Genomic DNA, 12,925 nt, shown 5'->3' with positions numbered 1-12,925 from the left:
GGCGAATGCTGAGCCAAGCGGACACCGCTACTTTCTCGTCTGCGCGAATGGGAACCGGCCCCCGAATATCATTGTCCGAGGCCGGTTTAAAACGTGGGCAGGCAGGCACCCCCACGGCAATAAGCGCTATCTCTCATACGCGCCTACATGCCTCCTAGGGCACGTCTCCTCTATTTGAGGTCTTCGGACTGACACGCTGGATTGGTGACTACGCAGCAACGACACAGAGTCTTCACTGATGAGCAGTGGGCGAGAATCGAACCGCTATTGCCCTCGAACGTCAGCAAGAGAGCCCGACCGTTTGAGTACAACCGCCGAATAGTCGAAGGAATCGTCTACCGATACCGCGCCGACATTGGCTGGCGCGACCTGCCACGCGAGCACTTCGGCCCCTGGCAGACAGTATGGAAACGCCATCGCCGCTACGCCGCCGGCGGCACCTGGGACCGAGTCCTGGCCCAGATGCTCTCTGCTGCCGATGCCGCCGGTGACATCGATTGGAACATCTCCGTCGACGGCACCCTCAACCGTGCTCGCCAGCACGCAACGAACACGACACGCCCTGACCAGGACACAGGGGGCTACATCGAATTACAAGAATCTGCCCGATCGGGAGTGTGAGCCGGCCGGACATGGCATCGGTCGCTCACGTAGTGGGCTGACAACAAAGATCCACCATGCCGTCGACGGCCGCGGCCGTCCCCTGGCGGTGGTAGTCACTGGTGGACAACGCCATGACGGGGTGATCCTGCAACAGGTCCTGGCTGATATCCGAGTGCCACAGGCTGGTAGCGGTCGTCCTCGCACACGTCCGGACGCGATCTTGGCGGATCGTGCTTATGGTTCCAAAGGCAACCGCGAATACCTACGGTCGCGTGGCATTCGGGCGGTGATCCCGGAGAAGAATGACCAGATCGCGACTCGTAAGAAGCGCGGCAGCAAAGGCGGACGGCCACCGGCATTCGATGCGGCCGCGTATCGGGACCGCAATGTCGTTGAGCGTTCGTTTGCCTACGTCAAGCAATGGCGAGGTTTAGCGACGAGATACGACAAGCTCGCCATCACCTGTCGAGCGGCCATCGTGATCAGCGCAATAATGACATGGCTCCGCCGATAAAGGAGGCACGCCCTAGCCGGTACGGAGACGTCGTTGGTCGAAGCGACTACTTGTGTCGCTGCCGTGTGCCATCATCTCTTTGAGTGTTCGTGTGCCTGAACAGGAAGTGGTGTGCGATGGTCGATCAGCGTGGCCGTGCCCTGTGGCGCTGTTGGAACAATGGAGGCTCGTCGGCTGTGGCCGGAGTTCCATTGTGAAGAGGTCGGCCGGTCGTCGAGCCGAGCGATATCGCAGGATGCTGATGAGGGCTCCGGTGCCGTATACGGTCGTTACTCAATGGGTCGATGAGACGAAAGGGCTGTCGCCCGAGGGTGCTGACGGTCTCATCACCGGTCATTTGCAGACGCTGTGTACCCCTGAGTCGTTCGGGGTGTGGGCGAACGCATTCTCCGCGCTGCCTCCGCAGGAGGTTGAACCGTTCATCTCCGACGCCATTCGCTCCAGCTACCTGCAGGCGTCGTGGAAGCAGAGTGTCACCGGCATCGTCGCGGCACTTGGGTTGCCGAGAGTGCCGCCGATGTCCGACGAAGTGTGGGCTGCCGAGGTCATGTCGGTGCCGGTGATGTCGGCGATCTCCGATGCAGTCCTGAAAGCGTCGGCACCCAGTCAGCATCGCATCGGGCAGTGGCGGCGAGCGTTGGTGCTGCTGACACGCACCGACGACTTAGCGAAGGTGCCCGTCGAGGCCGATCCCGCCGGTCGCCCCTCCCCCACCGGCTCAGCCTCCGGTCGAGACCGTGCCGCCTGAGCAGAAGCAGGCTCAGCCGAAGAAGAAGGAGACTGCGGCGACTCAGCCGCGGCCTCCGCAATTGCAGCCTGCCGCAGCGATCGCTGTCCGGTCGCGGGAGTGTGCCGATGTGGAGAAGTATCTGGCGGCAGTCGGCAAGCGGGATCTGACCGTGGAGACGGTCTTCCTCGCCACGGCTTTGACCTGCCGGCCACAGTGTCGGCTTCTGTTCGAACAACCTGTGTCGGTGAAGTTCGGCTCGCGGCGGCAGTCCCTGTCGTCGGTGACGGCGATGATGCGGCAGGATTCCATCGCGCTGCGGTTTGTCACCATGGACAGTCGTCATGTGCTGCCCACGCACGTCGACGTCGACTTCCGTCAGCGCACATATATCTCCGGTGATGCCTCCCATGCGGCGCTTGTCCTGCTGGACTTGCTCTTCGCCCATGAAGGCAGGTTGACGGCCTCGCGGGCGGTCGGTGATCGGAAGTTCACGACGTCGAGATTGACCCCGGACGGGCAGGAGGCTGCGGCGGTGTACCGTCTCTCGGATCGACCTCGCTGGGTTGACGGCGGTCCTTCGGGGCACCTGGTGTCCACGGGTGCAACCGGCCCTCGCAGACCGCATGATGTGCGCGGCTACCGGCAGACACGGGACGGCAAGACGTATCGGGTGGGGCCGTACCACCGGTCGTCGTTGCCGGTCAGTCTTCGGTGGCCCGCGTAGCGGGCGAGGAATGAGCTGGCCCAATGGCAGGCTTTGAACTCGGCTGCGGCGGTTGGCTCAATGGGCCACCGATGCATGTGCGTAGGGACTGTCGATTGAGAAAGTCCCACGATTTCATCCTTTTAGAGGAGGCGCTTCACTAGGGCTGTCGTCTAGTGTCAGTTCTTGGTCGATCCTGACCGTTCACTGAATAATGATTGAAAGATATAGGAGAATGAAGTGAAGGCTTCGAAGACGATTGCGACAGTGGTTCTCGCGATTGCTCTATCGGCAACTGGTGCCACCGGTGCGATGGCTAGTGACGCAAGCTCCACCAGCCCTACCACTGCAAGCCAGGAGGCCACCTCCGGTGAGGTCGTTGTCCAGGATGAGGCGAGCGGAACGAGCATCACCGTCCAGGCAAAGAGGAGCCCAGGAGGCGGGACGTGGAACTTCGGCAGCGAGAAAGTGACGACTAAAGCTGGGAAGCAGAAGAAGTGCTATTCGCACTATTTCCATCGCACGAAGCGTCACTCCGGCACCGCAATCATCGGATCGGTGAACGTGACGAAGACTGCGAGCAAGGGCAAGTGGGCCAACGCGAACGCATACGGCAAGCGGTCGCACACGTGCAAGGCTAAGTGGAGCGCTAACGCGTAGTCGGCAGAGCTCGAACACTCGTCATTCGAGCTGGGGCGGATCGATCGACCGGTCCGCCCCAGCTCCTGCGACATACCGACAACGGCAGGAACTTTATGCGGAAACCTTCCACGTACGTCATCAAGACCATGGCGGCTTTTGGAATCAAGTCATGCGCTGCTGGGGTGCTCATTGCAATAGCCGTGTGCTTCTTCAGTGCCTTCAGCTTCTCCTCAGACAGTGCCTCGACGCTCAACAGCTGGAGCGACAGCACGGACTATGCGGTCTACTTCCCTCGAAGCAACGGCGACGACCTGGCGGCTATCGAAGATGGCAGCGACGGGATCTCAAAAGCGGTGGCCGAGCACGTCTACCCGGAGCTTGATAAGGGTGGAGGAATCTACGTCGAAGCCGCCGATATGGATGTGGTTGGGGATGACCCGAATCTTCCCTATGTTCAGATGAATGTGAACACCAACTACCTCGAGAAGTACCCTGTCCTCGACAGTGAGGGTAACAGGCTCGCGATTTCGGACGATGAAAAAGACTGGATTGTGGCCGTGCCAACCACCCTCAAAGATCGCGAGGGTCAGATCCGGGAGTACCTGCAAGACATGCGCAACGGTTCATCCGGCAGCGATGTCGAGTATGCGGAAGCCAACGGGTATACAGTCAGCGACGCAGTCCTTGAGCAGAAGGTTCGCATCGTCTGGACTCAACCCGGTCAGAACCTCTTTACGTTCAACACTCAGATTCGGCCTGATGAAGGCAACACGCTTCCTGACCCCATCGTGACAGTGATGACCCGGTCGAACACCATCGCCAGCGACTGGGAGAATGCGATCACCGGTGAGATTGACACCCCGATGAAGGTCAAAGTCGATGGCCACCCCGAACAGGTCTACCAGGACCTTCTCCCCCTGTTCGAACAGCACGATCTTGACGACAACTTCACCGCACTCGTCTACCCAGCGGACGCGATCAACGAGCAGTTCTCGCTTTCGTCCGAGGACGCTCGTTGGCTGACCGTCGCCGCCATCGGAGCTGTTGTCTTCACTTTGGCTTCGAGCATCGTGGCTGTTGCCGTCGTCTATGAAAGGTGGCGCGCCCATTCAGCGATCAGACGGCTTCACGGTTTCTCTCGGTTCAAGAGCTTTGAGGAAGTGTTCACCGGTCTAGCTACGTCGTGGCTCTTGCTGATCCCCGCCGCGGCAGTCGCGGTGGCAGGGATCTACATACTGAGCGGCTACGTAGAGATCCCCGAGTATTTCCACCCTCTCGTCCTTGTCGATGAGTGGCCGGCTCTGGTGGTGGCGACAGTCAGTGTCGCTGCGCTGGAGGCGCTCATCGCCGTCAGCGCAGTCATGTTCTTCGACCGCCGTCACCCCGTACTCCGCCTCAAGGAAATCTGACATGCCCAGTCACACGGAATCAACACCTCTCGACTTCGACCAGGTAACGAAAGCCTACGCTGGGCGGACGATACTCGACCACGTCGATCTTTCGGTAGGCCACGGTGAGATGGTCGCCTTCACAGGCCCGAGCGGATCGGGGAAGTCGACGATCCTCAACCTTGCCGGTCTTCTTGACGCTCCTGACAGCGGCGAAGTCCGACTCTTCGGCACCCCTGCACCACGCCCTCGTTCGCGAGCTTCGACGCTGCTATTGCGCCATCGCCTCGGATACCTATTCCAGAACTTTGCCCTCATAGACTCCGCGACTGTCAAAGAGAATCTGATGGTCGCCTTGACGTACTCAGCCGATGAGACCGATCGGACACAACAGATCGCCAGAGTTCTCAAACGGGTCGGTCTGGCCGGTTACGAGGATCGTTACGTGTACTCACTCTCAGGTGGGGAGCAGCAGCGGGTGGCTCTCGCCCGGCTGTGGCTCAAACCGTGTGAGCTCGTCCTGGCCGACGAACCCACTGGATCGCTGGATGAAGATAACCGCGATCACATCATCGCGCTGCTTCAGGAGATGAACGCTGACGGTCGCACAGTTCTCATCGCAACTCACGACGCTCGAGTAGCTGAGGCGTGCAGTCGAACAGTCACAGTGGAATCTCTACTCCCCCAGCCCGAGGCACAGCACCAGAGGGCAGGCTATGGAGGCCCATCCTTGTGAGGAACTTTGTTGCAGTCACGCTCTTGGTCACCTTTCTCATTTCGGCGGGACTGGGGCTGACCACCGAAATCCGGAAGGCCCAAGAGACAGCCACCTTCGAGGTCACTCGCGAAATGGACGTGTTCTCCTGGCCTCGCGACATACCGGTTCAAGACCCGCTGACGGCCGAACGCATCCTTGTCGGCGCTGCCGATGACAATGGCGTCAACCTCGTCAGGAGAACGGTGCGTCAGTCAAATGGAGACGGCATTGATGTCACCTACTACGTCCGGCTCAATCATCCGACGAAGATCTTCGACCGAATCCCACTTGCCGAAGGGCGTGAACTCACCAGAGCAGAGACTCAGGCTCACGGCGCCATGGTGTCGACCAAATCTGGCGCCACAGTGGGCACTCCGCGCAACCTCGCTGACAGCTACGACCTGACTGTCCGGCCCTTGACTGATGCGTTCGCAACGCTGCCAGTCATGGGAATCTACAGCGTTGAGGCTGACGACCGGGAGAGTTTTGCTGGCTTCCTCGAATCACTCAGTCAGCGGGTCAACGACGAGATGCACGAATCTGATCCGGATGCCGCACCGACGGCCCCGGACTCATTCGTCGACGACGAGAGTGTCCAGCTCGAGTCGTTCTCTTCGACTCCGCTGATGGCACTCAGCGCAGTTCTCTCGCTCGCGGTGCTCGGAGCCACCGCTGCGGCATTGGCCAGGGACGCGGCAACGCTGGGCATACTGAGACTGCACGGGCACTCGCTCCTGCGGATCTGGTGGACTCGCCTGGGACGCAGAGGTGCGATCTGTGTGGGGGCGGGCGCATTGCTGACAGCGATCGCTCTGCTGTGTGTGCCCAACATGGATTTGGGGACAGCGGCGCGCGTGCTTGCCGTGCCCATCATCGTCACGGGTGTGCTCACTGCAGCTGCGTCCTTCGTGGGTGTCATCGTCGTCGGAAGGGTGCGCATCAGCGATTTGGTCAAGAAGCGATTCGCATAGCGGGAGGCGTGTGATTCACCGAGCCCGTTGAGACTCGCTTTACCGTGAGCCCCGCTCATCGCGGCGGGCGAGGAATGAGCTGACCCAATGGCAGGCTTCGAACTCGGTGTCGGCGGCTTCACCGTGATATTTGTTGAGCCCGTACCCGAGTCTGCCTATGACGAGTGTGTTGCCATCGGCTTGGGCGCTCAGCCAGAAGTGGGCGGCCGGCTGCATCGTCGTGTAGAGGTCGACGAGCGCTTCGATCTCCGGTTGCATCGGGGCGATCTCCTCCGGCGCGGAGAGGTCGCCGCTCGCCGCCGAACACCCAGGGCCGACAATTGATATCTTGTGGGCCGAGATATTGGATTCCAGTTTTGCCGCAACGATCTTCCCATTGTCAGGATCGACTACTACGGTTCCAGGAGCTCTCGGCTCGTTGATCTCTTTGACCTTGTCAGGGTCGGTGGTCGCACCAGGCACAAGCTCCAGCGGGTCTGCTTCGGCACCGTCTTTCGGTAGCGAATCAACTCGAGCGACTTCATCTGCAGGCGAAGACGCCACCGGCAGGATGTCTTCACTCGAGGTTGCCGATGCTGGCCCCGATCCCCTTTTTGTTCAGTCTTGCGAATTTGGCTCGCTGCCAGTCTTCCCACCAACATTCCCCATACAATCCCGACCCGTCCGATAACGACTGTCGCTAAGTTGAACTGTGCTCTGCCCAGCGAGATAACCATGCACTGGACAAGTTCGACGGCTAGCGACAGCAGCGCTGCGATGGAGGCGGCCCCGACAATGTGGCGGAACCGAAGGAACAGTCCGCTAGCTACCCCTAATAGCGCAAAAGGCAACAGGTTCATCGACTGCCAATTGACCGAGAATAGCGCCCCTGGGTCCGGAAACGACCACGTCCAGACTCGGGTCGTCGTCAAATAATCGTTCAACCCCACCGCGTGCCCCGAAGGTGTCACAGTCGCAGCGATCACAACGGACACGCTCGCCATCCAGAAGAACACGATGACTGGATGCTCCCGAAGCCGTCGGCCAACAGGTTTTGCGATCACGGCTGCAACGATCGCACCACCTGCCATGACCGGAAGGGCGTAGGGCAGTGCGGTGAGATATCTCAGCATTCACAGCCCCGTGCAGAATGTCGTTCTCGTGTAACTGAGCATCTTCTTCACATGATTCCTCCCTGCTGGAACTGCGGTAGTTCTCAGCCGGTATCGAGGTTATGTTCTTACTCGGCCCCCGCACATCCTCCAAAAAGATGACATCGCACAAGAAATGTTGATGCGCTTCGCTGGTCTTGCAGGCACGCCTATAAGAAAGCCCCCTGACCGTCCAGCCAAACGTCCACTCGACCTGCCGGAACCGGCCCCTTCGTCCCGAGTTCGCGACACGTTTGGCCGCCCGTCCTCACCTGCACGTAAGCCATGGAATCGTGACTCGGCTCACGCCACCATGGGGCCATGACCATTGACGTTCCCACCACAGGCCGCTCACTGCCCCAGCTGCAGCCGATCAGCTTCATCGGCGCAGATGGCCGGCTCACCGACACTCCGACCGAAGGGCTGCGGATCCCCAGCGATGCCACCCTCACCGGTCTCTACCGGCAGATGGTCCTCGTCCGCCGGTTCGAAGCACAGGTCACGCACCTGACCCGCCAAGGCCGACTCGCGACCTATCCCTCCGCGGCAGGCCAGGAAGCCGCCGAGGTGGGGGCCACCACCGCGCTGGCCCCGAACGATTGGCTGTTCCCCACCTACCGCGACTCGGCAGCGCTGCTGACCCGCGGGGTGCCCGTCGCCGAGATCCTCGCCGCCTTCCGCGGGGACTGGCACTGCGGTTTCGATCCGCACGAGTATCACACCTCACCTGCGGCGACGCCCCTGGCGACGCAGACTCTGCATGCCACGGGATTCGCGATGGCCGCGAAGCTCAAGGGCGAAGACGCCGCGACTCTGACCTTCCTCGGCGACGGCGCCAGCAGCGAAGGCGACACCCACGAAGCCTTCAACTTCGCCTCCGTGTGGCAGACCCCGACGGTCTTCGTCCTGCAGAACAACCAGTATGCGATCTCCACTCCCCTGCGGGAGCAGACGAACGCGACGATGCTCGCCGATCGCGCCGCCGGCTACGGAATGCCGGGCCTGCGCGTCGACGGCAATGATGTCGCCGCCGTGTTCGCCGCCGTCGCCGCCGCCCTCGAACGCGGTCGGAACGGGGACGGTCCGACCCTCATCGAGTGCCTCACCTACCGGATGGAGTCGCACACGAACTCCGACGATCCGACGAAGTACCGTGACACCGAGGAGGTCGAGCACTGGAAGCAGTTCGATCCCATCGACCGTCTCGAGAAGTATCTGCGAACGACCGGTGCCCTCGACGATGCCGGCGTCGATGAGATCGCCGAGGCGGCCGAGACCCTGGCCGCGTCCGTCCGCGATGCCATGAACACCGAGGCCGAGATCGACCCGCGCGAACTCTTCGCCCACGTCTACGCGACCCCGCGCACGGCCCTTGCCGAACAGCAGCAGGTCCTCGAGGCCGAACTCGCCGCAGCAGGTCACGCATGAGCGTCGAGACGGGCACCGACCCAACCACCGAACCGACCGCCGATCCGACCGCAGTGAACGCCGAAACAGCCACGGCCACCTCGGCGAGCACCGAACCGGCGAGCAATGACAGAGCCGCCCGGTCATCGGTGACGATGACGAAGGCCCTCAACCAGGCGCTGCGGGATTCCCTGGCCGACGACGACACTGTGCTCGTCTTCGGTGAGGATGTCGGCCGCCTCGGCGGGGTCTTCCGTGTCACCGAAGCACTGCGGGCCGAATTCGGGTCGAATCGGGTCTGGGATTCCCCGCTTGCGGAGTCCGGCATCATCGGCACCGCGATCGGCATGGCGATGAACGGGATGCGCCCGGTGGTCGAGATGCAGTTCGACGCCTACGCCTACCCCGCGTTCGAGCAGATCGTGTCCCATGTGGCGAAGATGCGGAACCGGACGAAAGGCCGGGTCAGTCTGCCGATCACGATCCGGATTCCCTATGCCGGCGACATCGGCGGAGTCGAGCACCACTCGGATTCGTCCGAGGCCTATTGGACGTCGACGCCGGGTCTGACCGTCGTCACGCCGTCGAATCCGGCCGATGCGTATTCGCTGCTGCGCGAGTCGATCGCCTCCGATGATCCGGTCGTGTTCATGGAGCCGAAGTCCCGCTACTGGATGAAGGAGACGCTGAGTCTGCCGGTGACGACGGCGCCGATGAATCGGGCGCAGGTCATCCGCGAGGGCACCGACGTCACCCTGCTCGCCTATGGTCCGACGGTGCGGACGGCGCTCGATTCCGCCGAGGCCGGGGCCGAGCACGGATTGTCCATCGAGGTCATCGACCTGCGCACGCTGTCTCCGTTCGATGATGAGACGGTGTCTGAGTCGGTGCGCAAGACCTCGCGCGCGGCGATCATCCACGAGGCCGCGCAGTTCGGCGGATACGGCGCCGAGGTGGCCGCGCGCCTCACCGAGCGCAACTTCACGTACCTGTCGGCCCCGATCCTGAGGGTCGCTGGGTTCGATGTGCCCTACCCGTCGCCGAAGCTCGAGGAGTTCTACTTGCCCACCGTCGAACGCGTGCTCGATGCGCTCGAGTCCTGGGATTGGGAGCTGTGATGAGTGCTGATCTGAATACCGGGATGCGCGGGACTGGCACGCGCGAGTTCATCCTTCCCGACCTCGGCGAAGGCCTCACCGAGGCGGAGCTGATCTCCTGGAAGGTCGAGATCGGGGACGAGGTCCACGTCGATCAGATGGTCGTCGAGGTCGAATCCGCGAAGTCAGTCGTCGAACTCCCCTGCCCGTACGCCGGGCGGATCGTCAGCCTTCACGCCGCCGCTGGGGACACCGTCAGTGCAGGCCAGGCCCTGCTCTCTGTCGCCGAGGCGGAGAGCGCGGCGGCGAGCGCCAGCGCGAGCGCAGACGACAGCGCCGGCGAATCGAGCGGCGCGAATCTCATCGGCTACGGCACGTCGGAGCCGAAAACTCGGTCGGCGAAGCAGCGCTCGTTCGGCGGCAAGCACACGGCTGTTCCGGCCGCGACTTCCACCGTGACCCCGGGCGCCGCCCCAGCCGTCCCGACAGTCATCCCGGATGCTCCCCTGCAGCCGCCGACAGCGGCACAGACTCCCACCGATGACTCGTCGATGACTGCCATCGGAGAGTCGGCGACGGCCGCCGGCGAGCAGGTCTCCCCCGTGTCGTCTCCCCTCGTGCGCAAGCTGGCGAAGGATCACGGAATCAGCGCCAAGCACCTTCCCGGCAGCGGTCCCGGTGGGATCGTGACCAGGGCCGATGTCCTCGCTGCGATCGAGTCGGGCACGGCTGCGAACTTCGACGCGGCGAGCGCTCACGTCCCCGCGGGGACGTCACGAGCCGGCGAACCTCAGTCGATCACGGAACGCAGCACCACCTCGGCGGGGGCACTTTCGCCTGTCGGGCGGGCCGACCGCGATACCCGCACCCCGATCACGGGGCTTCGGAAGGTCGTCTCCGAACGCCTCACGAAGTCTCGGCAGGAGATCCCCGAGGCCACCATCTGGCTCGATGTCGATGCCACCGAGCTGCTGGGCACGAAGCGCGCGCTCGAGGCGCGCACCGGTGAGAGATATTCGCTGCTGTCCCTCGTCGCCCGCTTCGTCGTGGCCGGATTGAAGAAGTATCCGATCATCAACTCGTCGATCGATACAGCCGCCGGAGAGATCGTCACCCATGGTGACATCAACCTCGGCCTGGCCGCGCAGACCCCGCGCGGGCTCATGGTTCCCGTCGTCCACGGGGCCGGCGAGATGAGCCTGCGGCAGCTGCGCGATTCCGTGTCCGAGACCGTCGGGAAGGCCGCCTCGGGCAGGTTCGATCCTACGGAACTGTCCGGCGGCACGTTCACGCTGAACAACTACGGGGTGTTCGGCGTCGACGGTTCGGCCCCGATCATCAACCTCCCCGAGGTGGCCATGCTCGGCCTCGGTCGGATCAAGGACCGCCCATGGGTCGTCGACGGCGAGCTGACCGTGCGCAAGGTGATGTATCTGTCGTTCGTCTTCGACCACCGGGCGTGCGACGGTCAGGAGCCGAGCAAGTTCCTCACCTTCGTCGCCGACTGCATCGAGAACCCGATCTCGCTGCTGCCGGAGCTCTGACGAGCGAGGGCGAACTCACCCGTCGAGCAGCCCCAACGTCGTTCAAGCGGCAGCGCATTTGTCGCGAGGTATACGCCCCGACAAGTGCGCTGCGCCTTGAACGAGTACGACTGAGTTCAGCGTTGCCGGTAGTAGTCACGCGAAAAGGGAATCGCATATCGCAGTCTCCCGCGCGCTGGAGCTTCGATAACCCCCTGTGCCAGCAGCCTGAACCTGAACACCCCTGCGTGCTTCGAGCTGATGCCCATCCTGTCCGCGATGTCCCGCAAAGCAGAATCACTGTCATCGCGACTCATCGCGCCCATGAACTCCCGCTCCCGCTCGGACAATTCGGCAAACGCCGGACCGTGCACTTGGTCGAACATCAGAGAACGGGATCTCCTCACTGCCTTTGCAACATCCTGCTCAGTGAGCTCTGAACGATCAGAAGCATTCCGCCATGCCTGATCTCCGATGAGTTGAACCAAGTACGGATACTGTCCGGTCCCCTCGACGGCCAGTTTGAGCGCAGTCTCACCGATAGTCTTTCCATTGTCCTCGATTGGTGCCAACAATCCCCGTCGAACTCCATCGCGGCTGAGATTGCCCAACTCAACACGAGCAGATCTCCTCAGGTAAGTAGAGATCTCGTCGTTCACCAGTGAGTTGATCGTCGACGGCAGGCCAGCAGCGGCGAAGGCAACCGGCAGACCGTCGCTGAACGCTGCGGCAATCGTTCCAGTCAGCTCTCGCAGTTCGCTCAGCTGCGCATGGTGGACCTCGTCCAGTGTGATGAGCAGACCCGTGCCATGAGCCGCCAGGAGGGACAGAATTGAGATGACCTGGTGCTCGAAATCCTGGACGATCGAATGAGTGGGTTCAGTTGTGGTGGACACACCCCCAGCACCAAACGGCAGATTCACCCCCGAGAGGCGAGTCTTGGTCTTCGTTGCGATGTCGAGCTCGTCAAATGCTTCGGGGATCCTTGATTCTGCCAACCGACGAAGAAAACCGGGTCCGGCATCCGAGTGGACAGCAACCCATTGCCGTGATGCCGCCACTTCGCGAAATACTTTCAGCATCACACTCTTGCCCATACCTCTCTGACCTGTCACTAAGGTCGCTCGCCCCATGGCACCTGGCCCTGAGTCGAGAGCATAGGCAAAATCATTGATGTAGCCCTGCCGATCAGCGAGCAGCGGGGGAATCGTCCCGAACGACGGAGTGAACGGCGAGAGCGAGCTCTCGCCGGACGACACCGGCGGTATCTCAAACGGCAAGGACATCTTCGGCTCCTCGAAATGACTGCTCTGACTGCTGTTCGTCGGCTATGAGTCTTTGTTAGCCTTGTTAGTCATTGTAAGTCTTTGTACGCAGACGAGCCAGGCTCGCAACGACTCTCGTTCAAGCGTCAGCGCACTTGTCGCGAGGTACACTCCGCGACAGGTGCGCTTCGCCAT

The 12,925-nt window shown here is 62.0% G+C and carries 13 protein-coding genes; 10 read left to right on the top strand and 3 right to left on the bottom strand.

The features are described 5' to 3' along the window. Nucleotides 1-201 precede the first annotated feature (201 nt). From AC3CD9_RS16650 to AC3CD9_RS16620, 7 genes are all read left to right on the top strand, one after another. Nucleotides 202-1,117 (top strand): IS5 family transposase gene (locus tag AC3CD9_RS16650; protein WP_488365092.1). Its coding sequence is split into 2 segments (ribosomal slippage): nt 202-576 and nt 578-1,117, totalling 915 coding nucleotides; the frame shifts between segments, so codons are not numbered across the junction. Between the two features lie 241 nt (nt 1,118-1,358). Continuing rightward, the gene (locus AC3CD9_RS16645) at nt 1,359-1,865 is read left to right on the top strand and encodes a hypothetical protein (protein WP_488365090.1); all 507 of its coding nucleotides are present in this window, start codon (nt 1,359-1,361) and stop codon (nt 1,863-1,865) included. Nucleotides 1,866-1,974: 109 nt separating this feature from the next. Beyond that, complete coding sequence (locus tag AC3CD9_RS16640; RefSeq protein WP_488365089.1) at nt 1,975-2,571, top strand: hypothetical protein; 597 nt, start codon at nt 1,975-1,977, stop codon at nt 2,569-2,571. Between the two features lie 219 nt (nt 2,572-2,790). Continuing rightward, nucleotides 2,791-3,210 (top strand): lactococcin 972 family bacteriocin, encoded by a 420-nt coding sequence (locus tag AC3CD9_RS16635; protein WP_488365088.1) that lies wholly within the window; start codon nt 2,791-2,793, stop codon nt 3,208-3,210. Nucleotides 3,211-3,305: 95 nt separating this feature from the next. Further along, a complete protein-coding gene (locus AC3CD9_RS16630; protein WP_488365086.1) occupies nt 3,306-4,601 on the top strand; it encodes a hypothetical protein in 1,296 nt (431 codons plus the stop codon). A 1-nt stretch (nt 4,602) separates the two neighbouring features. Further along, nucleotides 4,603-5,316, top strand: coding sequence for an ATP-binding cassette domain-containing protein (locus tag AC3CD9_RS16625; protein ID WP_488365085.1), 714 nt, complete (start codon nt 4,603-4,605; stop codon nt 5,314-5,316). Nucleotides 5,317-5,339: 23 nt separating this feature from the next. After that, on the top strand, nt 5,340-6,308 hold the full coding sequence (locus AC3CD9_RS16620) for a hypothetical protein (protein ID WP_488365084.1): 969 nt from the start codon (nt 5,340-5,342) through the stop codon (nt 6,306-6,308). Nucleotides 6,309-6,347: 39 nt separating this feature from the next. Here AC3CD9_RS16620 and AC3CD9_RS16615 read toward each other — a convergent pair whose 3' ends face one another. Both AC3CD9_RS16615 and AC3CD9_RS16610 read right to left on the bottom strand, forming a co-directional pair. Then, nucleotides 6,348-6,566 (bottom strand): hypothetical protein, encoded by a 219-nt coding sequence (locus AC3CD9_RS16615; RefSeq protein WP_488365083.1) that lies wholly within the window; start codon nt 6,564-6,566, stop codon nt 6,348-6,350. A 134-nt stretch (nt 6,567-6,700) separates the two neighbouring features. Beyond that, complete coding sequence (locus tag AC3CD9_RS16610; protein ID WP_488365082.1) at nt 6,701-7,420, bottom strand: hypothetical protein; 720 nt, start codon at nt 7,418-7,420, stop codon at nt 6,701-6,703. Between the two features lie 339 nt (nt 7,421-7,759). Here AC3CD9_RS16610 and pdhA point away from each other — a divergent pair, with 339 nt between their 5' ends. Genes pdhA through AC3CD9_RS16595 form a run of 3 tightly spaced genes read left to right on the top strand, consistent with a single transcriptional unit; the run spans nt 7,760 to nt 11,486 of the window. Continuing rightward, nucleotides 7,760-8,866, top strand: a complete 1,107-nt coding sequence (gene pdhA / locus AC3CD9_RS16605) for a pyruvate dehydrogenase (acetyl-transferring) E1 component subunit alpha (protein WP_488365080.1) — start codon at nt 7,760-7,762, stop codon at nt 8,864-8,866. After that, on the top strand, nt 8,863-9,963 hold the full coding sequence (locus tag AC3CD9_RS16600) for an alpha-ketoacid dehydrogenase subunit beta (RefSeq protein WP_488365079.1): 1,101 nt from the start codon (nt 8,863-8,865) through the stop codon (nt 9,961-9,963). Before pdhA ends, AC3CD9_RS16600 begins: the two co-directional genes overlap by 4 nt. Continuing rightward, nucleotides 9,963-11,486, top strand: a complete 1,524-nt coding sequence (locus AC3CD9_RS16595; RefSeq protein WP_488365078.1) for a dihydrolipoamide acetyltransferase family protein — start codon at nt 9,963-9,965, stop codon at nt 11,484-11,486. Before AC3CD9_RS16600 ends, AC3CD9_RS16595 begins: the two co-directional genes overlap by 1 nt. 116 nt (nt 11,487-11,602) lie before the next feature. Here the strand turns inward: AC3CD9_RS16595 and AC3CD9_RS16590 are convergent, their stop codons facing one another. Beyond that, on the bottom strand, nt 11,603-12,751 hold the full coding sequence (locus AC3CD9_RS16590) for an ATP-binding protein (protein WP_488365076.1): 1,149 nt from the start codon (nt 12,749-12,751) through the stop codon (nt 11,603-11,605). Nucleotides 12,752-12,925 lie beyond the last annotated feature (174 nt).

It is taken from the genome of Brevibacterium sp. MGP-B1, assembly GCF_057766545.1.
The sequence above is the reverse complement of the archived record's forward strand: the minus strand, read 5'-3'. Positions and strand labels throughout refer to the sequence as shown.

Coding starts and splice junctions, on each gene's coding strand:
- AC3CD9_RS16645 (WP_488365090.1), top strand. CDS start 1,359: ATGAGGGCTCCGGTGCCGTATACGGTCGTTACTCAATGGGTCGATGAG.
- AC3CD9_RS16630 (WP_488365086.1), top strand. CDS start 3,306: ATGCGGAAACCTTCCACGTACGTCATCAAGACCATGGCGGCTTTTGGA.
- AC3CD9_RS16625 (WP_488365085.1), top strand. CDS start 4,603: ATGCCCAGTCACACGGAATCAACACCTCTCGACTTCGACCAGGTAACG.
- AC3CD9_RS16615 (WP_488365083.1), bottom strand. CDS start 6,566: ATGCAACCGGAGATCGAAGCGCTCGTCGACCTCTACACGACGATGCAG.
- AC3CD9_RS16610 (WP_488365082.1), bottom strand. CDS start 7,420: ATGCTGAGATATCTCACCGCACTGCCCTACGCCCTTCCGGTCATGGCA.
- pdhA (WP_488365080.1), top strand. CDS start 7,760: ATGACCATTGACGTTCCCACCACAGGCCGCTCACTGCCCCAGCTGCAG.
- AC3CD9_RS16600 (WP_488365079.1), top strand. CDS start 8,863: ATGAGCGTCGAGACGGGCACCGACCCAACCACCGAACCGACCGCCGAT.
- AC3CD9_RS16595 (WP_488365078.1), top strand. CDS start 9,963: ATGAGTGCTGATCTGAATACCGGGATGCGCGGGACTGGCACGCGCGAG.
- AC3CD9_RS16590 (WP_488365076.1), bottom strand. CDS start 12,751: ATGTCCTTGCCGTTTGAGATACCGCCGGTGTCGTCCGGCGAGAGCTCG.